17 protein-coding genes and 1 tRNA gene are annotated in these 22940 nt (G+C 42.1%); 10 read left to right on the top strand and 8 right to left on the bottom strand.

The window, feature by feature from the left end:
- On the bottom strand, nt 1-366 hold a 366-nt coding region (locus tag ACM0OX_RS30590), incomplete at its 3' end, for a hypothetical protein (RefSeq protein ID WP_414518766.1).
- 335 nt (nt 367-701) lie between these two features.
- Between ACM0OX_RS30590 and gor the strand changes: the two genes are divergently transcribed.
- The 3 genes from gor (at nt 702) to ACM0OX_RS30575 (ending at nt 4080) form a co-directional block, all read left to right on the top strand.
- Nucleotides 702-2078: a glutathione-disulfide reductase gene (gor, locus tag ACM0OX_RS30585; RefSeq protein ID WP_414518765.1), complete on the top strand. Its 1377-nt coding sequence runs from the start codon at nt 702-704 to the stop codon at nt 2076-2078.
- A gap of 112 nt (nt 2079-2190) precedes the next feature.
- The gene (locus ACM0OX_RS30580) at nt 2191-2826 is read left to right on the top strand and encodes a YqiA/YcfP family alpha/beta fold hydrolase (RefSeq protein ID WP_414518764.1); all 636 of its coding nucleotides are present in this window, start codon (nt 2191-2193) and stop codon (nt 2824-2826) included.
- Nucleotides 2827-2931: 105 nt separating this feature from the next.
- On the top strand, nt 2932-4080 hold the full coding sequence (locus tag ACM0OX_RS30575; RefSeq protein ID WP_414518767.1) for a histidinol-phosphate transaminase: 1149 nt from the start codon (nt 2932-2934) through the stop codon (nt 4078-4080).
- Between the two features lie 8 nt (nt 4081-4088).
- Here ACM0OX_RS30575 and ACM0OX_RS30570 read toward each other — a convergent pair whose 3' ends face one another.
- Both ACM0OX_RS30570 and ACM0OX_RS30565 read right to left on the bottom strand, forming a co-directional pair.
- A complete protein-coding gene (locus tag ACM0OX_RS30570; protein WP_289798997.1) occupies nt 4089-4643 on the bottom strand; it encodes a hypothetical protein in 555 nt (184 codons plus the stop codon).
- 894 nt (nt 4644-5537) lie between these two features.
- Complete coding sequence (locus tag ACM0OX_RS30565) at nt 5538-6176, bottom strand: N-acetyltransferase family protein (RefSeq protein ID WP_414518763.1); 639 nt, start codon at nt 6174-6176, stop codon at nt 5538-5540.
- A gap of 1032 nt (nt 6177-7208) precedes the next feature.
- Between ACM0OX_RS30565 and ACM0OX_RS30560 the strand changes: the two genes are divergently transcribed.
- The 3 genes from ACM0OX_RS30560 (at nt 7209) to ACM0OX_RS30550 (ending at nt 12215) form a co-directional block, all read left to right on the top strand.
- The gene (locus ACM0OX_RS30560; protein WP_414518762.1) at nt 7209-10739 is read left to right on the top strand and encodes a response regulator; all 3531 of its coding nucleotides are present in this window, start codon (nt 7209-7211) and stop codon (nt 10737-10739) included.
- Between the two features lie 68 nt (nt 10740-10807).
- Entirely contained in the window at nt 10808-12094 is a 1287-nt protein-coding gene (locus ACM0OX_RS30555; protein WP_414518761.1) for a hypothetical protein, read from the top strand.
- 50 nt (nt 12095-12144) lie between these two features.
- Nucleotides 12145-12215: transfer RNA gene (locus ACM0OX_RS30550), tRNA-Gly, on the top strand.
- 262 nt (nt 12216-12477) lie between these two features.
- Here ACM0OX_RS30550 and ACM0OX_RS30545 read toward each other — a convergent pair.
- A complete protein-coding gene (locus ACM0OX_RS30545; protein ID WP_414518760.1) occupies nt 12478-13524 on the bottom strand; it encodes an ABC transporter permease in 1047 nt (348 codons plus the stop codon).
- A gap of 102 nt (nt 13525-13626) precedes the next feature.
- Entirely contained in the window at nt 13627-14145 is a 519-nt protein-coding gene (locus tag ACM0OX_RS30540; protein WP_414518759.1) for an adenine phosphoribosyltransferase, read from the bottom strand.
- Nucleotides 14146-14628: 483 nt separating this feature from the next.
- Here ACM0OX_RS30540 and ACM0OX_RS30535 point away from each other — a divergent pair, with 483 nt between their 5' ends.
- From ACM0OX_RS30535 to ACM0OX_RS30525, 3 genes are all read left to right on the top strand, one after another.
- Nucleotides 14629-15255 (top strand): DUF3038 domain-containing protein, encoded by a 627-nt coding sequence (locus tag ACM0OX_RS30535; protein WP_094350233.1) that lies wholly within the window; start codon nt 14629-14631, stop codon nt 15253-15255.
- On the top strand, nt 15252-16688 hold the full coding sequence (locus tag ACM0OX_RS30530; protein ID WP_414518758.1) for a DUF4335 domain-containing protein: 1437 nt from the start codon (nt 15252-15254) through the stop codon (nt 16686-16688). Before ACM0OX_RS30535 ends, ACM0OX_RS30530 begins: the two co-directional genes overlap by 4 nt.
- A gap of 173 nt (nt 16689-16861) precedes the next feature.
- Entirely contained in the window at nt 16862-17017 is a 156-nt protein-coding gene (locus ACM0OX_RS30525) for a hypothetical protein (RefSeq protein WP_414518757.1), read from the top strand.
- Nucleotides 17018-17146: 129 nt separating this feature from the next.
- Here the strand turns inward: ACM0OX_RS30525 and ACM0OX_RS30520 are convergent, their stop codons facing one another.
- Both ACM0OX_RS30520 and dnaK read right to left on the bottom strand, forming a co-directional pair.
- A complete protein-coding gene (locus ACM0OX_RS30520) occupies nt 17147-18142 on the bottom strand; it encodes a DnaJ C-terminal domain-containing protein (RefSeq protein ID WP_414518756.1) in 996 nt (331 codons plus the stop codon).
- A gap of 115 nt (nt 18143-18257) precedes the next feature.
- Nucleotides 18258-20339, bottom strand: coding sequence for a molecular chaperone DnaK (dnaK, locus tag ACM0OX_RS30515; RefSeq protein WP_414518755.1), 2082 nt, complete (start codon nt 20337-20339; stop codon nt 18258-18260).
- 328 nt (nt 20340-20667) lie between these two features.
- On the opposite strand from dnaK, the gene ACM0OX_RS30510 reads away from it, so the two are divergent.
- A complete protein-coding gene (locus tag ACM0OX_RS30510) occupies nt 20668-21516 on the top strand; it encodes a M28 family peptidase (protein WP_414518754.1) in 849 nt (282 codons plus the stop codon).
- Between the two features lie 208 nt (nt 21517-21724).
- On the opposite strand, the gene ACM0OX_RS30505 is transcribed toward ACM0OX_RS30510, so the two are convergent.
- The gene (locus ACM0OX_RS30505; RefSeq protein ID WP_414518753.1) at nt 21725-22639 is read right to left on the bottom strand and encodes a bestrophin family protein; all 915 of its coding nucleotides are present in this window, start codon (nt 22637-22639) and stop codon (nt 21725-21727) included.
- Nucleotides 22640-22940: the final 301 nt, after the last annotated feature.

The following is a 22940-nucleotide window of genomic DNA, read 5'->3' as shown; positions in this document are numbered from 1 at the left end:
CAACAGATCCAACACCTGTAACTCCAACACCTGTAACGCCCGTAACACCCGTAACCTCAACACCCGTAACCTCAACAGATCCAACACCCGTAACTCCAACACCTGTAACTCCAACACCTGTAACTCCAACACCTGTAACGCCCGTAACACCCGTAACTCCAACACCCGTAACCTCAACACCCGTAACCTCAACACCCGTAACGCCCGTAACACCAGTAACTCCAACACCCGTAACGCCCGTAACACCCGTAACACCCGTAACATCCGTAACACCCGTAACACCCGTAACTCCAACACCCGTAACTCCAACACCTGTAACTCCAACAGATCCAACACCTGTAACCCCAACTGACTCTCCAAGTACATAAAAATTGCTAATGGGGGTAAAAAATGCTATTAAAACGCCGAAGGCAGTACGTTTTGTCATAATTTTGCGTAGTTACTGTGGAATTTAGCTGCCTCCAGTGCCGTAGCACAGACTTATGCTCGATTAGAGGCAGAACTATACAACTGTTAACTATTGCCTTTACTGCCACCAAAGCAAAAAGTGATATTCCCTACGACCAGATAGCATCAGCTAACGCTAGATTAAATCAAGGACAGAACTTACACAGCGTTCACCGGATATCCTTATATAGTTCAATCACTTTTTGTGTGTAAGTTCCCAGGAACTCACTTGTTGCTAAAGAGAACATAAACTTATGACTTTTGATTACGACCTGTTTGTAATTGGTGCGGGTTCTGGAGGTTTGGCGGCTTCTAAACGAGCGGCTAGCTACGGCGCAAAAGTGGCGATCGCTGAATATGATTTAGTTGGTGGCACTTGTGTGATTCGCGGTTGCGTTCCCAAAAAACTCATGGTCTATGGCTCTCACTTTCCCGAACTGTTCAGTGACGCTTCAGGCTATGGCTGGAAAGTATGTAATGCTGAGTTTGACTGGGAATATTTCATTACATCTATAGATAAGGAAGTTCGACGGCTGTCGCAGCTACACATCAACTTCTTAGAAAAAGCCGGAGTAGAACTATTTTCTGGTCGCGCCACATTGGTAGACCCCCACACTATAGAAGTTGATGGACGTAAAGTTACAGCAGACAAAATTTTAATTGCTGTTGGTGGGCGTCCTGTCAAGCCAGATTTACCAGGGATGGAACATGGCATTACCTCCAACGAAATTTTTCATCTCAAAGAACAACCAAAACACATCGTCATTATTGGCGCTGGTTATATCGGCACGGAATTTGCTTGTATTATGCGTGGTTTGGGTTCTCAGGTGACACAAATTACCAGAGGTGAAAAAATTTTGAAGGGGTTTGATGAGGATATCCGTACAGAAATTGAAGAGGGCATGACAAACCACGGAATTCGGCTGATTCAAAATAATGTGGTGAAAGCAATTGAACGTGTGCCAGAAGGGTTGAAATTGACTTTATCAGGAGACGATCAAGAACCAGTAATTGCCGACGTGTTTTTAGTAGCGACCGGTCGAACTCCCAATATAGATGGATTAGGTTTAGAAAACGCTGGGGTTGATGTTGTCGCCAGTTCTGTAGAAGGGCCTGGATACACTACTACAAATGCGATCGCAGTCAATGAATATAGTCAAACTAGTCAACCGAATATTTTTGCTGTTGGCGATGTCACCGACCGCATCAATTTAACTCCCGTGGCCATTGGCGAAGGTCGCGCTTTTGCCGATACTGAATTTGGGAATAATCGCCGCGAATTCAGTCACGAAACTGTGCCTACAGCCATATTTTCTAGCCCAGAAGCCGCAACAGTCGGCTGGACAGAAGCCGAAGCACGGGAAAAACTCGGTGATGCCGTCAAAATTTTTCGCACTCGCTTTCGCCCCATGTACCACAGTTTGACTGGTAAGCAAGAGAAGACAATGATGAAGTTAGTGGTTGATGGCAACACCGACAAAGTTCTAGGCGCTCACATGGTAGGTGAAAGTGCTGCTGAGATTATCCAAGGTGTAGCGATCGCAGTCAAGATGGGCGCAACTAAAAAAGACTTTGATGCCACTGTGGGTGTCCATCCCTCAGCCGCAGAGGAATTTGTCACAATGCGCTAATAAAACTTAGGAGTGATGAGTTGTGAGTTATGAATTATAAATGAGTTACAACAAATGATAAATCTTTATTTATCAACACTCAATAATTTTTAACTCCTAACTATTGACAACTTTGGACTACATATATCTTCACGGCTTTGCTTCTAGCCCTAATTCTGCCAAAGCGCGGGATATAAGCGATCGTTTTACCCAAATTCAGACAAGGCTGAAAATTCCCGATCTCAATGCTGGTGATTTTTCCCAATTAACGATCGCTCGTCAGCTCGCTCAAGTTACCGCAGAATTCAACAATGATTCTACACCAGTAACACTGATTGGCTCAAGTTTGGGTGGTTTGACCGCTGCCCACTTGGGACAACAAAATTTGCAAGTACAACGCTTAGTTTTGCTAGCACCAGCTTTCGGGTTTTTATCCCATTGGTTGCCCAAGCTAGGAGATGAAGAAGTACAGCGTTGGCAGCAAGAAAAATATATCATGGTCTACCACTATGGGGAGCAGCGATTAATTCCTTTAAGTTACGATTTCGTTACAGATGCTGCTCAATACCAAGAAAAGCTTTTGCAACGCCCTATCTCCACGCTAATTTTGCACGGAAAAAAGGATGAAGTCATTCCGATAGGAGCTAGTCGGGACTTTGCGCGAGTGCGTCCTTGGGTGGAATTAGTCGAACTCGACAGTGACCACGCTTTGGGTAATGTTATGGAAGAAATTTGGCAGGCAATTCGCCTCTTTTGCCAATTACCCTGAAGTTGTAAAATATTAGACTCACACATAAATAATGTCCTTAGTCATTTGTGCTTTGTTAGTTACTAATGACCAATGACTAATGACCAATGACTAATGACTAAAACTATGCTTCCCTTCATCCGGTCAGATTTAGCCAAATTCACCGCCTATAAACCTCATCCTAGCAGCGATACAGCCGATTCTGTTCTCACACAGTTCGATCGGCTAGATACAAATGAAAGCCCCTACGATTTACCACCTGAGCTAAAAGAGAAGCTGGCATGGACTTATCAGCAAGTAATTGAAACAAATCGTTATCCTGATGGCGGACATGAAACACTTAAGGATGCGATCGCTGAGTACGTTAATCAGTCAGCCGCCCTCTCATCACCCTTATTTACTGCTGCCAATATTTCTGTTGGTAATGGTTCAGATGAACTAATCCGCTCTTTATTAATCGCCACCTGTCTAGGAGGAGAAGGGTCAATTCTCGTTGCCAATCCCACTTTCTCGATGTATGGGATTTTGGCGCAAACTTTGGGCATTCCTGTGGTTGCGGTGGGGAGAAATGAAACAAATTTTGAAATTGACATAAGCGCCGCACAGTCTGCGATCGAACAAACTCAAAATCCCCCCATTCGTGTAGTTTTCGTAGTTCATCCCAATTCGCCGACTGCTAACAGCTTAACTGAGGCAGAGTTAGCGTGGTTAAGAAGTTTGCCACAGGATATTTTGGTAGTAATTGATGAAGCTTACTTTGAATTCAGCCAAACTACCCTAGTAGGTGAATCAGTAAAGCATCCTAATTGGGTGATATTACGCACTTTTTCTAAAGCTTTCCGATTGGCATCTCTCCGTATTGGTTATTGCATCGCTCATCCCGAAGCGATCGCCATTTTAGAAAAAGTTCGCTTACCCTACAATCTTCCCAGTTTCTCCCTAGCAGCTGCATTAGTTGGTTTACAAAATCGTACACTTTTGCTGGAATCAATTCCCCAAACCCTGAGCGAACGAGCCAAACTCATCGAAATTTTATCCCAGCAACCAGAACTACAAATTACTCCAAGTGCTGCCAACTTTATTTACCTGCGTCTTAAACCAAATGGCTTTAATTCACAAGAAGCTGCTTTAAAAACTTTCCACCAGAAACTTAGAACATTCGGCACTCTTGTACGGCACATTAGTGGAGGATTACGAATTACTGTTGGAACTATAGAAGAAAACGCCCGCACCGTTAATCGAGTAAAAGCAGCTTTGGCAAATTTGTCATCTTAGCAATTTACTCAGTAATTAAATCTGCTATTTACCTCACTGCCCAAGCGGCGTACTACTCCCACTGTTTGTGGTAGCACACCTACTAAAAGAGCAAAGGCAACATCCGGTAAAAGAGCCACTATTTCTGGTGGAAAGTATTGTTCAAATTGATCGAGAATCTTCTGGACTCGCTGCCCAGGCAATGGATTTTCTGTAATTTGTTTGATCAATCGAATCCACTGTCGCCTAATCAAGTAGGCTTTCTGGCGTTCTTCATTAGATTCAGGAGTTAATAAAGAAAGATTACCTATGGGCAGTGCCCTTTGGCAATCACAATCGTAATCCCCACCCACAGCAGCCCCAGGCCCAGCAAACTCTGCATGGTAGCGTTTAAAGAGTATTAATCCATTTCGCCTACGACTATTGACGATGAAAACTTCTCCACTGTGCAAACGTGTAAGGATATCCGAGCTTTGTGATTGCTCAGTTCCGTCTGACATGACAACAGAGTCAAGGAAAGTAGTTTCAGGGTAATAAGTTGATACCATAGAGGTCTGATAGCGTCGATGCTGTTCGCTATCCATGTTTTTTAAACTTTTAATGAATGTTGTTGTAGTATGCACTTCAAAACGGAACTAGCTGTTATATCAAATCAAGTTTTTGAATTCTTTTATTATCAAGACCTTTCTGGTCAATCCAACTAAAAATAGCAATATATAGGCGTTGTTTCAGTAATTGAGTGATTATATTTTATGAGATATAACTAGATTTGTCTGTAAACTACACGAGTGTTTTCTTAAAGTTTTTATAAAGATGAATATATTAATTACAAAGTTTTTATGAGGAAGTAATGATTTCTTTCAACGCGACTTCGCGTATCTTCCGATTATAGTCTATTTTCATCTATATTGAATGCTTTCAAAAATTTGTTAGCCATAAATCCCAAAAGCTAAATTTAACATTTTTTAATATTAAAAATATTTACCAAAAAGATAATTTGTTTATAGGGACGAGGGGATTTTTCGTAAAAAGTTTAAATCAAATATTCTTTTGAGAAAAAATTTATCAAAAGCTATTTACGAAGCGAGTAAATTAACAAATATGTTTTAGTTTTAATTTATAGGACTCCTATTTGATTGCGTGAAAAACTCAATATAACTCAAAGAGCCTTCTTTATCGTTAGCTCTTGCCTGCTAAACCAAGTCAGTCATCGAAATCAAAGCGGATTTATATAGATATTTAGCTAATGTTGGCTAGATTTCTAATTAAACCCCGTCCAGTTGAAAACCTGGAGTTCTTAAGAAGAGTATATTATCTAGTCCTAGTTTGAGTTTTGAGCTTTCTATAAGTCAAAATAACTATGGCTCTCAAGGTAGACGTAGTTTAGCTTAGTTTGTGTTTGATTGCCGCTATGAGTTACAGATTTTATCGAATTAATTGCAACAGAATACAAAACTTGACAATTGCCAACACAAAACTCAGATAATAGAATCAGCATTCAGGTGCTTGTGCAATAACATCTGGCTTGAGCGTCTTAGAAGAAATGTATTCCAATTAGATTCGACCTTATGCACTCGATATCCCAGCTTGAAATAAAGCTGTCGTGCTTGATAGTTGTTTTCTAAAACATGGAGATATAAGTCTTGAAATCCCCACTCGCGAGAGACTTTTTCACAGCTAGTAAGCAATCCTGAAGCCACACCATGTCTACGGTATTTTGGGTGAACCGCTAAATTAGATAAATAAGGAAAACCTACACCAACCTGGCTCCATGAATCACTACTGTAGCGTACACCCATTTCCACACTTCCTACTAAGTTATTAGCCTCACCAGTAGTAGTTTCAAGGGCAACTAAGCAAAGATGACGGGGCGCAGGTGATGCCATACGATGCCTTAAGTCTTCGTAAATACCCAGACGTAGCAACGGGAAAGCCCATCCCCATATACCCTTGTGAGAGTGAAAACTTTCAGTAATAATTTGGGCAACACCAATCAAATCAGCAGGTGTAGCTGTACGAATTTGGAATTGGCAGGAAGCTGGATCGATTGGCTGTTGGTGGTATGGGTGAAAAAACCGATATTTCAAGGCTAGTTTAGTATTGATTTTATTCAACAAAAATTTTCTCAAATATCCTAAAACAAGATTTAAACTAAATCAGAACTTTATAGAGTTGCCCAGGAGATTTAACTGAACCAATATTGCTAATTCGCTTTTTCTTGTAGATTAAACAAATTTTTACACTTTAGTTTGGAGTTTTATAACCTGCATTTTTAAAAGAGCATTAGGAGTTACAACTTCATAAATCTATAACCTTAAATTCAGTATATTCATTGCATCCCTTGTTTTAGGTAGGCAGAATCTCAAACTGATTCCCACAAAAACATCTGTCAAGTGATAGAGCTTTGAGCGAGTAGGCAGAGGAATAGCATAACTTGTCTGTAAGCAGCATCTCCAAAATTGTTAAGTAAGTACACTATTGGCAAACTCTGGTTTAAGACTACCTTTGGTTACACTACTGAACTTGTTTTTTGCAGTTACCGCTACACTGATACTACTTTGCTACTAAGTTATTCAAATAGGCTGTACAGCTACTGGGACAAGCATCTTTAAGGTTCCCTAATCCCTAATCTCTAACTCCTCAAGCACTACCACTTGTCTTAATGATAGTTCTGATTGCTAAATTAGAAAGAGGTATTTGTCTAATAGTATACTTTGGCTTTAAATCTTATTGTTTTAATTTCACTGACTCTACCATGACTACCATAAATAAAATTTACCTGCAAGTGTTATTACAACAGCTGTGGAGGGAAAACTTAATATGCAGCTTTATCTGGATTTTTCAGCTGGCTATGAGCGCTGTATGTATTATCAGACATTGCTCACAGGAGGTGAAAAAAGATTTGGCAAGTAAGCGTCGACTCTGTAACACTAAAACTGACAATGAAAGCAATTACACTGCACCAACGCAAACGGTAATCGGCACAAGCAATTGAGACGAATTTCTGTGAGCAAACGCTCCTACACTCAGCAGTCATGTAGCCAAACAGCCCTATTGGTCGAAATGCTCTGCTCTTACCTGACTCAGAAAAATCCTTACCTGATCAGATTATTCTTTATCCGACTGCCGTTGCAGCAGGAAAGCGGTGCATGAAATCCCAAGCAAACAGTAAGCCTAAAATTTTGGTTGTCGATGATGAACCAGACAACCTTGACTTGCTTTACCGCACTTTCTATCGTGATTATAAGGTGCTAAGGGCAACCTCTGGCCCTGCGGCCCTCGATCTGCTGGCTCAAGAGGGAGAGATCGCGGTGATCATCTCCGATCAGCGGATGCCGATGATGAGCGGTACAGAATTTTTGAGCCTAACAGCAACTCAATATCCAGATATTATCCGGATTATTTTAACTGGCTACACCGATGTCGAAGACTTGGTGGAAGCAATTAACGCTGGTAAGGTATTTAAATATGTCACTAAACCGTGGGAAGCGGAGGAACTAAAAGCGGTGGTACGCCAAGCTTTGGATACCCACAATGTCCTCAAAGCTAGAACCCGCGAACTTACCCGCACACTCCGTCAAGAATCGCTGCTGAATACCGTTACCAATACGATTCGCAGTGCTTTAGACTACAGACAAATTTTGCAAGCAATTGTAGACACAGTGGGTCATATGTTGGAAGTGGATGTTTGTCTGCTACGTCCCTTCCAAGATGAGCAGTTGGCGGATAAAGGGTTTATCTATCAGAAGCCTCTGTCTGAAGAAGCAGAAGTGCAGGAGATCGGAGCGGAAGTAGCAGTAAGTCTTTCCTCTCTGCCCGTTATATCCTCTGCAACTCCTCTGCCTCTTTTGGCTCAGACAGTGTGGGAAACCCGCGAAGTTCAGGTAATTCACGATGCGATCGATGATGAGCGCATTCACGGTAACACTCCCGAACTGCGTGAGCGTGGGCAAGCTTTTGCTGCTGCTAACATTTGTTCTAGTTTAGTTGTGCCATTGATCTGCCAACAAGAACTGATGGCTGTGCTAGCACTACACCAGTGTTCTGTTCCTCGCTTCTGGGGCGATGATGAGGTGCAGTTAGTTTTGATGGTAGCGGATCAGGCAGCCTTAGCCTTGTCTCAAGCTTATGCTTACGAACAAGTACGTGCTCTTGCCAAGCGCGAGAGCTTGATTAATACGATTACTAGCGCAATTCGCTCTAGCTTAGATCCTCAAGATATTTTTGCGGCAATTACCCAACAATTGGGACAAGCTTTACAAGTTGATGGCTGCGTCTTGTCTTTGTGGACTGAGGAAGATGAGTTTGTTGAGTGTGTGGCCTTGTATGACAGTTTTCAACATCTAGAAAATTTAAGAGTGCCAGTTCCAGACAATAATTCAAGTAGCAATCATCACCTACCAAATCAGAGATTACCCTATTCTCAAGCATCGATTCAGGAAAATCCCATCCTCCAACAAATGCTACAGACACATGAACCTGTGGTAATTGGTAATGTGAGCCATTCTCCCTCAGATGTGCGGGGTTTTGATTTGCCTTTAAAAATGCCAGCGCGATCGCTAATGTTTGTACCATTATTGGCGGATGGTAAATGTATTGGTAGTATTACCTTGCATGAAGGTAAAAAAGTACGCCAATGGTTGCCATCTGATATCGATTTGGCGAAAGCAGTAGCAGCTCAAGCAGCGATCGCTGTGCAGCAGTCACACTTGTATCAAAAAACTCGCCAACAAGCTGAACGCTTACTGGAATTAGACAAACAAAAAACTGAATTTTTTCAAAATATTTCCCATGAGTTTCGCACACCTATCACCTTGATTCAAGGGCCTTTAGAGTCGGCAGTAGCGGCTGGGGAAGGATTATCTTACTCTCAAAGTGCGATCGCTCTGCGTAACTCGCGCCGTTTGCTGCGATTGGTAAATCAACTCCTGGATTTACAACGCCTGAATGCGGGGAGAATGCAGCCTAGCTTTCATCCTTGTGATTTAGTCGAATTTGTCAGCCAAATAGTTGAATCTTTTCGTCCCTACTGCGAGAAAAAGAGACTGCATCTCGTTACCCAGTTAGATGAGTGTTCGACGGTGTACTTGGACATGGAAAAATTTGACAAGGTGGTTTATAACCTCTTGTCAAATGCCATGAAGTTTACTCCCGAAGGTGGCACTATCAGTGTCAGACTAAAATCTGAGCGCGATCGCTGCATATTACAAGTGCAAGATACTGGAATTGGTATTGTTAAAGAACAAATTCCCCACCTATTTGAGCGCTTTCGCCAAGCTGAAGGTTCAGCAAACCGCTCCTATGAAGGCAGTGGTTTGGGTTTAGCTTTAGTTAAAGAATTAGTAGAATTACATGGTGGTCAAGTTACCGTGGAATCAGTTTATGGTGAAGGTACTACTTTTAGTTTATGGCTGGTGACTGGAAATGCTCATTTACCTGCACAGCAAGTACTAGAAACGCCTACCGAACTGAATACAAACCGCGCTAGCGTAGAGTTAGCTGATTTAGAACTAGTAGAGTCAACAACAGACAATATTGAAAATATTACAATAAACCTCTCCCCCAGTGTTGATACTCAAGACTCAGCACATAAGACTCAGCACTCAATTTTAGTTGTAGATGACAACCCCGATTTGCGAACCTATGTATCTGAAATTTTCCGCCGCAACGGCTATCATGTACAGACAGCTCGTAACGGTCATGAAGGGCACAGTAGAGCTAAGGAAATTCTACCCAGCTTGATTGTGACTGACTTAATGATGCCCTTAGTGAGCGGACTTGAGATGATTCAGATGATCCGCAATGAGGAGACGTTGAAAGGAACACCAATCATTCTGCTGACAGCGAAAGTAGATGAAGAAACCCGCATCGAAGGTACAGAACATGGCGCGGACGCTTATTTAGCCAAACCATTCAACGATCGGGAGCTTTTGGCGGAAGTTCGCAATCTTTTAGCGTTGAAAGAGAATGAACGGCGAATTGTGGAGTTAAATACTTATCTAACAGAATCGGTGCTAAAGCGGTTTTTGCCTGCTGTATTGGTACAAAAAGCGGCAACCGGTGATTTAACGTTAGATTTGCGCCCAGAACCACGCTTAATTACAGTTTTATTTAGTGACATTGTGGGTTTTACACAGCTAGCAAATACTCTCAGATCCCGACGAGTCGCAGAGTTGCTAAATGAATATTTAGAAGCCATGACTAAAGTTGTTTTTAGCAATGGCGGCACTGTAGATAAATTTATGGGAGATGCTATTTTAGCTTTATATGGAGCGCCGGAAGAACTAACCCCTAACGAACAAGTGCGTCGTGCCATTAATACAGCAAGAGCAATGCACCGCTCACTGGCTGACTTGAACCAGCGCTGGCGAGAGCAAGGTGTATTCGATAGCGACAAACTTACTAGCGTACAGTTCCGGTGCGGTATTCACCAAGGTACTGCTGTTGTGGGGATGTTTGGTAGCGCTGAACGCGCCGATTATACTGCTATTGGCCCAAGTGTAAATATTGCCGCAAGGTTGCAAGCTGCTGCTGTTCCCGGTACAATCCTGGTTTCTGCTGCCGTAGCAGATTATTTGCAGGAAGGAGAAATTACTAAAGGTAGTCCACTAGAACTTAAAGGAGTAGATGAAACAGTTTTGACTTTTGCTGTTTCACCAGAGGTAATGGTTAATCGCTAAAATTTAGACTGGTATTTTAAAGCATTACCAATGAGTAAAAGTGCATAATCATATCCAGTTTATATAATATGACACCATCGGTTGCAGACAAAACTCCAATTCCAGCCAAGGTCTGGAGACGACACACCGATCCACCAGGTTTGTGGATTTTTGTCGTTGTCAGTTCAGTCTCTCTGCACTTGCTGGTGTTCTGGCTGATGCGCTCATCTAATGCATTTAGTCTGTGGTTTCCCCAGCAAAATCAATCTGCTGTTCCCATCGAATTGATAGAAATTGCTCCTAAAACAAAATCAATAATCAAATCAAAATCAACAGCTAAAATAGTTTCATCAAAGCCACTATCCTCGACTCAAAAGTCTGTACCAGCACGTTCATCACAAACAGCACGAACTACGCCAATAAATCAAGATTTTGGTGCAATAAATTCTCCTGAGAATCTCCAGAAAAAGAGCCGAATTTACGCCTCTCAACCTAATAGCGAACTTTCTAGACAGCAGAAAGTCCCCACGCCAACACCGAAGCCTATAGCTAAAGCCACAACAACACCTACACCTAAAGCCACACCGAAGCCTATAGCTAAAGCCACAACAACACCTACACCTAAAGTCACACCGAAGCCTATAGCTAAAGCCACACCAACACCGATACCTAAAGTCACACCGAAGCCTATAGCTAAAGCCACACCGACACCTACAGTTCCGGTCGATAATTTACCTTGGAAGCGTCGTCAAGAAATTAAACTGGGAAAGGGAACGCAACTACCAACAGGTATTCCATCAAATCGACCAGTTTCAGAACCTGAAAATAGAGAAACTCCAACAACTTCGACTGGAGAAACTCCAGCAACTTCCACTAGGGAAACTCCAGCAACTTCGACTAGAGAAACTCCAGCAACTTCGACTAGAGAAACTCCAGCAACTTCGACTAGAGAAACTCCAGCAACTTCGACTCGAGGAGCATCGGTAGCAATAGTAGCTCCCTTATCCAGAGATGAAGTGATTAGCTTGATACAATCAAAAGGATTCCGACAAGATGCTTTACCCGATGTTATCGCTTTATACAGGGGAAGCAACACAAAACAATTAGACCCAAGCTTTCTTGTCCAGAATTCGGAACTTGAGCCAGCACAACTCTTGGCTAGCTTGATAATTGACCAGAATGGCAACTTTCAACAGGCTGTAGTTCTAGAAATAGAACCAGCAAAACTGCAAAGTGAAAAAAGTACATACGAGCAAGCCCTAAGCGAAGTTTTCAAAACAGAAAACTTTCTTGCTGCCCACAATAACGATGGCACAAAACCAGACTTGAGCAATTTGTATGTCAGGATCAAAATGCAACCCGCAAATTCCAACTGAATGCTTGAATTTTTACAGAAACCGTGTTAAATTTATAGGGTTGGAAATTTGCGGGCGTAGTTTAGTGGTAAAACTATAGCCTTCCAAGCTATTAATGCGGGTTCGATTCCCGCCGCCCGCTTAGAAAAACTCTCAAAGATACTAGTGCAAAAACTAAGTCTGAATCTTGGTAAAATAACTAGTTAAACAGTCATTCATAATTTTGCAGTGTGCAGAAATAGCTTGACACTGAGAGTAGCCAAATTCAAGACGGTATGAGGAATCGGGAAGACTTTACTTCAACGACATCCATATCTTCGCTATTTGCCTAATTGTTGTCTGATAGTTGGTAGTACTCTGGAAAACGCCCCATCAGTTTTGATTTTTTGAATTTAGAATTGCTGCTAATTGAGATTTTCTAGGCGAATGCGTGGATCGGCTGCTTTGAGCATCAAATCGGCGATTAAATTGCCAATAATCAGCAGTACTGCGCCCATTATTAAGCTTGCCATTAATAAATATAAATCTTGAGCTTGTAAAGCTTGTAAAGCCAATCTCCCTAAACCAGGCCAGTTGAAGAAAAATTCGGCGATGAAGGCACCATTTAATAAACCAGCTAATTCAAAACCTAATAAGGTAATTAAGGGATTTATAGCGTTGCGGAGTGCATGAACGTAGATGACGCGGTTTTCTGGCAACCCTTTGGCACGAGCCGTTTGGATGTAGTCTTGACGCAGAACATCCAATAATTCGCCACGAGTGATGCGTTGCAAACCGGCAAAACTAGTAATTGAGAGGGCGATTGTGGGTAAAACCATGTGCCAGCCGATATCTAAGATTCTGCCAAACCACGATAGTTCTGAGTGATTGATGCTAGTCATGCTACCCACTGGGAACAGCGGCGAGGTGATTTGGGCTAAAACCAGCAGCGCTAAGGCAGTGATGAAACTGGGAAAGCCTTGTCCTGCGTAACTAATCACTTGTAAAATCCGGTCTGCTGGCTTATTTTGTTTGACAGCGGCAAATATCCCTAGAGGGATGGCGATCGCCCATGTGACAATTAAAGATGCGATCGCTAATAGCAAAGTCGCTGGTACTCGTTCCCACAACAGCGATGCTACTGAACGTTGATAAATAAAACTCGTGCCAAAATCCCCTTTGGTTAAGATTCGCCATAGCCACAGCCCAAATTGCTCTGGCCAAGACTTATCCAAACCAAACTGCCGTTTGATTTCCTCAATTCTTTCTGGAGATATTTTCGGATTTTGCCGCAGCGTATCTACATAATCACCGGGAGCGAGTTGAATGATGAAAAACGACAACGCTGAGGCTAATAACAAAGTTAGCAGTGCCTGCAATAGCCGCTTTGCCACATAAACAAAAGTTTCGCTCGTGACTAGCCCGATTAGCCAATCCCGACCTGTCTCCAAGGAAATTTTCGTAGATGTCATTTATATTTTGTCCTTTGTCATTTGTTCTTTGTCATTTGTCCTTTGTCATTTGTCCTTTGCCAGTTGTTTTTTGACCAATGACTAATGACCAATAACCAATGACTAATATTCAATTAAAGAGATAATCGGCACATCCGGCAAATATGTACGCCCTTGTAAATCCCGTAGCTCGATAATAAACCCAAATCCTACTAGTTCGCAGCCAATTTTCTGCACTAATTTAGCTGTGGCACTCGCTGTTCCACCTGTGGCAATCAAGTCGTCGACAATCAAAACTCGGCTACCTTGGTGTAAAGCGTCTTGATGCACTTCTAGGCAATCTGTACCATACTCTAGTTCATATTCAATTGAGTGAACGGCTGCTGGTAACTTTCCTTTTTTGCGGATGGGAATAAAACCAGCTCCTAATTTATAAGCCAGAGGTGCACCAAAAATGAATCCCCTCGACTCCATACCAATGACATAATCAGCTGTTATTTCAGCTTCATTGCATTTTTGTGTTAAAAAGTCAATAGTATAGCGCAGTCCCTCTGGATCGCGCAGTAACGTAGTAATATCCCGAAATAAAATTCCGGGTTTCGGGAAATCTGGAATGTCGCGAACGAGAGACTTTAAATCCATAAAATGGGGAATAAAGGAGTAGGGAATCGGGAATGGGGCATGAGATAGAAAAATTAATAAGCAATGCCCAATGCCTAATGCTCAATACTTCGACTTATCTTGGCTCTGGTTCCATCGAGCGGAGTCGAGATGCTCGGCACGAGTCGCTCAGTACAAGTGCCCAATTTCAGATACCTGAAAAATCGTACACTATAATGTCATACGCTGGGGGTCAATTGGAGGTCGAGGCTAAAGCTTCGCTTTTCATTGACGATAATTAGAATCTAAACCAAGCTATAAAAGGTATTTCACTAATAAATGAGGTGAATTTAGTTATGTTTTAAAATTTTGATTTCAATATAGGGAAAACTTTGAGTAGAAAGAGTTAAGTAATGTATATATCAGGTAGTCATGCTACTGCCACAAGTCTAAGGCTCAAGTCTTGGCTACCGATCTTAAATTTGTTTTATCTAGTCTGTTGGAACCGCACAAGGTATTTATAGAATGAATGTTTCAGCAAGTTTAACGCCGTTCAACAGTCCAACCCAAGACTCACTGCCGATGATTCTGGACACTTTACCAGATCCTGCGATCGCTTCCAAAACCTGTCCTCGGAGAACCAGGCTGCAAATTGACCTGATTTTACTGGCAATTGAAGCTTTAGAACTTGGTGGTTCGGAAGCAATCCTGGCTTTTGCTCAAGAGTTGGATCTGAAAGGAATTGTTAAAGACAGAGTAAATTTATGGCGGATGCGTAGCTCTAACCCGCTACGAAGAGCGCACATGCGCCGTCCCTTAACTATTATGGAAGCAAAAGCTTTGGTGGTCATTGCTTGCTACATAGCACGGCGTTTAACTGTTGTCATCCGCCAGTTATTAATGATATGCCAACAAATGGAAGAAAAACAGATTCCATTAGAACAGAATTTGCGGCTATCTAATTATCTAGAGCGGTTTAGAGCGCATTTTAAAAGCCGGATGAATGCTCGACGTTCTGGTGTACTAGCATTAACTTCTGATGAAAAATTAGATGCGCTAGCAATAAATTTGTTAGGACAATTACTATTTTGTACTGGTACTGCTGGAATGCAGCGGTTCTGGATTAGTCTTTTTGACGGTGAAGTGGAATGAATATTCAACGTAAGTACAGTCTACCTAATTGTACTCTTCTTTTAGAAGGGTTAAGTGATGTCACTAGGGCTGCACAGTTCCAGGAAATGCGCCCAGAATTATCAATATTGGTAAATGCAGAATGCTATTTATCTGGTTACAATCAACCCCTAACCGGAGGGCGAGAATTTTTTGAAAGTTTGGTGAGGGCTGTTAGTGGTTACGCCCAAGAATTTCTGAGTACTGTACCCAATCCGCAAGCACACAACCAGGAATCGGAGCTAGTAGAGTTTCAAAAAATTGATGGCAACCGCCACAGGTTAATCATACATTCAGAGAATGCTCCAGAGGGGTTTGAGTCTCACTCTAATAATTCTAAACGTCCGCCTATTGAAATAGATTTGAATACGGTACAGTTGTTTGATTTAGTAGAAGCAGTGGATCAGTTTTTTGCTGATACTCAGACTTTACCGGAATTATCCCTAGAACTACAACCAGTTACTAGACGCTATGGTGGTGCTAGTCAGGCTGTAATTAGGCAAGCTGTTCCTGCGGCTGTAGGAATATCGAGTTTAGCAGTAGCAGCGATCGCCTTTAACTTGATTCCACCTCCTCAAATTCGTCCACCGCAGCCGAAGCCAGATGAGCAAACTAGCTCTACAACAAAGAGCCTTAATCCTCCAGCATCAGCAGCGGCAACACCCATCGAGGCTGCTGCAACACCTACAGCAATACCAACAGCTAATGAAAAGCCAGTAGTCAAAGATTTAGAAGCACTTTTAAATACAGTTCCAGAAATTACCGATCCATCCCAGCTGCGTGCATTGAATCGTCAAGTGTATAACCAAGTTCATCCAGCTTGGACTAAACGCTCAGGATTGCAACAAGATTTGATCTATCGTTTGGGTGTAGCTGCGGATGGGGCGATCGTTGGTTATAAAGCGGTGAATAAAGAGGCCAATCAAGGAGTCGGGCAAACTCCTCTACCTAACCTACTTTACAATCCTGCTAATCGCGCTCCCATTTCTAATGAACCGATAGCCCAATTCCGAATAGTGTTTACTACAAATGGTGTGTTGCAAGTTAGCCCTTGGCGAGGATATGCTAAGACACCAGAGGTAGTCGGTGCAAAAATTACTGACTCTAATATCACTAAAGGTTTAAATAAAAAGCTTTATAATACAGTTCGTCAAACCTGGAGTGGCACTCCCACCTTTACGCGAGATTTGAAATATCGGGTAGCAGTCAACAAAGATGGTGTAATTGCTGACTATGAACCACTTAATCAAGTCGCCTTTGATTATTTCCGAGAAACACCTCTTCCTAAGATGTTTAACGCCATCTATGGTTCTAATGTAGCTGCTCCCAATGACAAAGAACCTTTAGCCCACTTCCAAGTTATATTCAAGCCTAACGGCAAGCTGGAAGTCACTCCTTGGAAGGGATATCAGTAATTAAGCATGGGGCAAGAGAATTAAGTTGCTATTCTCTGTGCCCTACTCTGAGCAATAACATACCTGAGAATTTAATTTTCTACCTATCTGTGTAAGTTTGCGATAATATGGCGCTAACCTGAGAAATTTAGATTTATGACCCAGGATTTTGCCTTTTTAAAGCGGATATATCAATGCTTTTGACCCATTTCCGCCCCTTACCTGCAAGAGATCCCGCTTATGTTGATTTTACAGAAGTGCGGGGAGATGGCGACATATTAGTAAGCTGTTCCACATTTAAATTGCATAATTACGGCGGGCAAGATGCCCACCCCACAAGAGTTATATAAATTTTAGATATGCAAACTAGATGTGGTTTAGCTTATCTAAAAGTCAGAGTAGCTCAGTGAAGTTTAAATTTCCAAAGTAATGAATGCAGAGAAAATAAAGGTATTAAATATAGATACACACCCTCATTCCTAACGTATTAAATCAGCGCGGGGTTTAAAAGTTTCTATTTGCCGTAACTTTTCATAAAGTTCCCGTTCTTCTTGACTAATATTTTTCGGTGTAACTATTTGAATTTCTACTAATTGATCGCCACGTTTACCGTCATCGTTAGGATAACCTTTATTACCTAGTCGAAATTTTTGACCAGACCTAACGCCGGGAGGGGTAGTCATTTTCACAGGGCCATCAAGAGTAGGTGCTTCTACCTGTCCTCCTAAAACTGCCTCACTGGGAGTAACAGGTACTTGGCAAACGATATTTAAACCTTCTAATTTAAATAATGGATGAGGTTCAACGGTAATTTTTAAGTATAGATCGCCACCACCAACGCCTTGGTTGCGCAAACGGATAGTTTGACCTGTTACCATCCCTGGTGGCATGTTAACTTCTAGCGATCGCCCATCTTCCAAACGAATCCGTTCATTACCACCTTGATAAGCTTTTTCTAGTGGTAGCGTTAATCTGGCTTCTATATCCCGACGGGTAGTCCGAGGTGGGGGATTAACTGTATAGGCAACTTTTGTTCTGGGGGAACGATACGGATCGCTAGTATTGCCATTACTGGAGTTATTTGCCGCACTCTTATTTTTGACACCAATAACTTGATTAATAAAACTTTCAAAGTCGGAGAATTGGCTGGGATCTACATCTTGATTGCCGTTGCGATCGCTAGCACTACTCTGCCAAGTTTTAGCCTTTGGCGTTTGTTTGTTGCCTGCAAAGCCTTTTTGCTTCCAGTAGCGGCTAAACTGGTCGTACTGCGATCGCTTGGCTGGATCGGAAAGAACTTCATAAGCCTCGCCAATATCCTTAAATTTTTCCTCAGATTCTTTGTTACCCGGATTCAGATCGGGGTGATATTGCCTTGCTAACCGCCGATAAACCTTTTTAATTTCCTCACCAGAGGCATCTTTAGATACTCCTAAAATTTCGTAGTAATCGCGAAAGTTCGGCAAATTTTGCATAGTTCAGTTATTTAAATTTTAGATTTTAGATCCATTAAGAGTTAGGAGTTATGAGTTAGGAGTGATGAGTTGAAAGATTTATTTTTAACTCCTAACTTCTAACTCCTAACTTTTCTTATAACCAATCATTGTCTTCTTCATCATCCCAGTTATCTTGGTAGCTGGGGCGGGATTTGCGTGGAGGACGGCTTTCATAAGAGGAAGAACGATTATCGCGGCTAGAATCTCTGTCATAGTCTCTACCGTAATCTTTGCCATAGTCTTTACTGTATGAGTCGCGTTCTCGATATGTATCTCTGGGAGATTCGCGATCGCGTTCTTTATCACCGCCAGTAAAAATGTCACGGATAGTCCCAAACAAGTCGTCATCTTCATCTTCAGCATAAGTCTGGCGGACTTCCCGATTTAGCTCATAGAGAGCATCTTGCAAGTCAGCGTAGGCTTGATCGATACCGCGATCGCTATTTTCTTGAAGACTTTCTTTTAGTTGTCGGCAAATATTATCAATTCTTTGGCGGCGGCTGCGGGCAAACTGCATACCAAATTCCAGCGCGACTTCTCTCAATTGTCGTTCTGCTTGGAAAATCAATGCCTCAGAACGAGTCCGCTTTTCAATTCTTTCTTTACGTTCGCGATCGACATCAGCGTATTTTTGAGCGTCTTGAATCATCCGATTCACTTCCGACTCGTTCAAGGTGGAAGCGCCTTGAATGGTGATACTCTGCTCTCGTCCAGTGGTTCTATCTAGGGCTGTTACTTGTAAAATCCCATTAGCATCGATATCAAATGACACCTGAACTTGAGGAATTCCTCGTGGCGCTGGTGGGATGCCATAGAGCTTGAAACGTCCTAAAGACTTGTTGTTTGCTGCCATTTCCCGTTCGCCCTGAACTACGTGAATTTCCACAGTGTTTTGGTTATTTTCAGACGTGGAAAAAATATCAGAACGGCGTACTGGAATTGTCGTGTTGCGGGGAATGAGTTTTTTCATCACACCACCGATGGTTTCCAATCCCATAGAAAGGGGTGTAACATCCAAAAGCAGCACATCTTTGAGTTCGCCGGCGAGAATTCCTGCTTGAATTGCTGCACCCACGCCCACGACTTCATCGGGGTTGACGTTCTCGTTTGGTTCTGTACCAATCAAGTCCCGCACTAGCTGCTTCACCATTGGCATTCGTGTAGAACCGCCAACTAACACAACTTCTTCAATGTCTCTAGGTGAAAGTCCGGCATCTTTGAGGGCGCGTTTTACTGGTGTCCGCAATCTTCCTACCAAATCACCACACAAGCCTTCAAATTGAGAACGAGTTAAACGAGTTTCGAGATGTTTCGGGCCATCTTCCGTGGCAGTGATGAAGGGTAAATTAATGTCGGTGACACTGACAGCAGAAAGCTCAATTTTGGCTTTTTCCGCCGCTTCCATCAGACGTTGCAAAGCTTGGCGATCGCGTCTTAAGTCTACCTCTTCTGTTTCCAGAAATTGCTCTGCTAACCAATCTACGATTATTTTGTCAAAGTCATTCCCACCAAGTTGCGTATCTCCACTGGTAGCCTTGACTTCAAATATCCCATCACCTACTTCTAAAATCGACACGTCAAAAGTACCACCACCCAAATCAAAGACTAAGATAGTTTCCGTGTCACCCCGATCTAATCCATAAGCCAAAGATGCCGCAGTCGGTTCATTGAGAATCCGCAGCACTTCTAAACCAGCAATTCTGCCAGCATCACGGGTTGCCTGCCGCTGAGAATCGTTAAAATAGGCAGGTACTGTAATCACTGCCCCTGTAACTGGTTCACCCAAATAGCGACTAGCATCGTCTGCCAATTTCTTCAGCACCATTGCCGAAATTTCTTCTGGGGCGAAATCTTTATTCATACGAGGACAGGCAATTTTAATATTACCTACTTCGTCTTTGCGGATGGTGTAGGGCACACGCTTAGAATCTGCATTAAGTTCACCATACTTCCGCCCAATGAAACGTTTAACTGCAAAAAAGGTATTTTGAGGATTGAGGACGGTTTGTCGCCGTGCCATTTGCCCAACTACCCTTTCACCTTCTTTGCTGAAGCCAACTACGGAGGGGGTTGTTCGCATTCCTTCTGCATTGGCAATCACCACCGGCTTGCCACCCTCCATAACGGCGACTACTGAGTTGGTTGTACCCAAGTCGATGCCGACTACCTTGCCCATGCGTTACTCTTCTCCTAAAGTGTCTTATATATTTATTATGATTGGGCGGAACTACCCCTAGCTTTGTGCTACAAGATAAAAACACCTCAATGTATAATACTCATCATTAAGGCAGTAAGCTAAGAAGTGCAGCTAGAGGAGATAGTTGCAAGACTAGGATAGCATTGAGATGGTTGGTGTGCCCAAGCAGCCTCAATTCTTGATATCCGCCTACTTATGTTTAAGTTATCTGCAAATTGGTAAGTTAACCTTAAGAATGCTTGCTCTGCTTTTTGAGTGCCTGAAAATTCTAAGAAAATTCTAATATTATTGCTACTACTTAAAAGATTTGAATTTAACAGAGCGATTACAGAGTTCCCTGAGTGCGATCGCGCGAGAACGCGATCCTTACATGGCAACGGCTGGGCATTTTTTTGTCCAAGAATACATCCGCCAGGAATTTTCCCAATGGGGGAGTGTGGAAATCCACACCTTTGAAGTCAGAGGTAAAACTTGTAGTAACCTGATATTAAATTTACCATCCCAAGCTAAAGGGCAAAAAAAGGATTTACTGCCGATTTTAATTGGCGCTCATTATGATGGCGTTCCGGGAACAGTTGCGGCTGATGATAATGCTACAGGTGTGGCAGTCTTGCTGGAATTGGCGAGAAAGTTTGCTGCCCAAGCTGTCAGATATCCCTTAAGACTGGTTGCTTTCGATATGGAAGAATACGGCTTACTGGGTAGTGCTGACTATGCAGCCCTGTTGCATCAACAAAAGCAACAGCTACGCTTAATGATCTCCTTAGAGATGTTGGGTTATAAGGATTCGACACCTGGTTCCCAAAGTTACCCCCCTCCTCTGGAACGTTTCTACCCAGATACGGGTGATTTTATTGCTTTAATTGGCAACTTGCGGACATTGCCTGACTTAATTGGGATGAGCCGTAATATTCGTAAAGCTGGCGTATCTAGTCAATGGCTACCCGTGCCGAATCGAGGTTTAATAGTTCCCCAAACTAGACTTAGCGATCATGCACCATTCTGGGATTTGGGTTATCCGGCAATGATGGTGACAGATACGGCATTCTTGCGAAATCCACATTATCACAAACCTAGTGATGCGATCGCTAGTTTGGATTTAGATTTTCTTACTCGTGTATGTGAAGGTTTAGAAATTGCGATTCGGCGGTTGTGAAAAGATATTTTATCTTATATCTGGTGCGTGAATTTTAGATTTTTTACCTCACTTACTTGTTGCAAACTACTGTGTATTTTTTTATTACAGCAGTTTCGGCAGCTATGAGGTACATCCTAAAAGCTGAAAGCAATGATAGGAGAGGGGCAAGGAGAAAACTATATTGCATAATAGCCGGAAGCGCTGTAATCAATATCTTCAAATTTTTTCAATTATTTATACTATCTTGTTGATGCGATCGCGCATTAGGAGTCAAAGTAATTAAATCGTCAATATTACGCTTCATTGTTTCACAAATTGCATCTAGTGGTAAATCATTAGCATCATAGCCGAAGGGGTTTTCTATCTCTAAGCCAATGGCTTCAATGCCAAACAAAGTGAACCCAACCAAAGCAGAAACTAAACCTGTCCACCAACCGAGACTGTCTACTATTTGAAATGGTAGCAAAAAGCAATATAGTATCAGTAATTGCTTTAAATGAATAGCATAAGCAAGCGGCATAGGCGTTTTTAAAATACGTTCGCAAGCACCTAAATTATCCACAAGACTATTCAATAATTCTTGCATTGATGTTAGCTGGTAGCTATTAAGACAATTGCGATCGTACTGTTGCTGTAAATAATCTCCTATCCAAAAGGCAACCTCTATAGGAGGATTATTCATAATCTTCAGTTTTATGTACTTAGTAGATGGCATTAAGTCTTCTAACTCGCTATTGACACCTTCTCCTCGCAAATGTAATTTAGTTGTTACAGCAAACGCTACCAATAAGTTTAATGCCGTAATTTTTTTATCTTTATCTTCTGGTGAAATTTCACCAACTGATACCCAAATTTGCCTCGCTAAATTTCGGACGTTATTTACTATAGAACCCCAGCATTTTCTCCCTTCCCAAAATCGCTCATAAGCAGTATTTGTACGAAAGACAAGTAACAAACCTAAAACAATACTAGGAATCACATTTACTAAAATAGGCTGGGATACAGGTTTTTCAAAATGGTGAAGCAGAGAAATTAAAAATCCGAAAGCTCCACACCATAAAACATGTTTGAAAATTGCTTTTATTACTGAACCTTTAGGTTGTAATGCTGTGCGGAACCATTTGATTTTTTCGTTCATCATGTATTCACCCTAGTAAAATAATTATTGAACCGATAAATTCAGCATTTGTTAGCTTAAAAATAATCATTATAAAAGTAGCACAATTAGCACAGAGATACTTGAAAAACTATTCTTGTTAAGAACATAATATAGCGGTTCTCAGTTGAGTGAGGTACAAGAACCCCACCCCGCCAAAGCTACGCTTTGTCTCCCCTCTCCGCTTGCGGCTACGGTGTACACACAAGTCTTCTAGAGTTGCACCACAGCCTTTTGATCCCCCCTAACCCCCCTTAAAAAAGCTATCCATTACCCGCATCTTTCT

Source organism: Nostoc sp. PCC 9305, assembly GCF_963920915.1.
In the GTDB taxonomy this organism is placed as follows: domain Bacteria; phylum Cyanobacteriota; class Cyanobacteriia; order Cyanobacteriales; family Nostocaceae; genus Nostoc.
The sequence above is the reverse complement of the archived record's forward strand: the minus strand, read 5'-3'. Positions and strand labels throughout refer to the sequence as shown.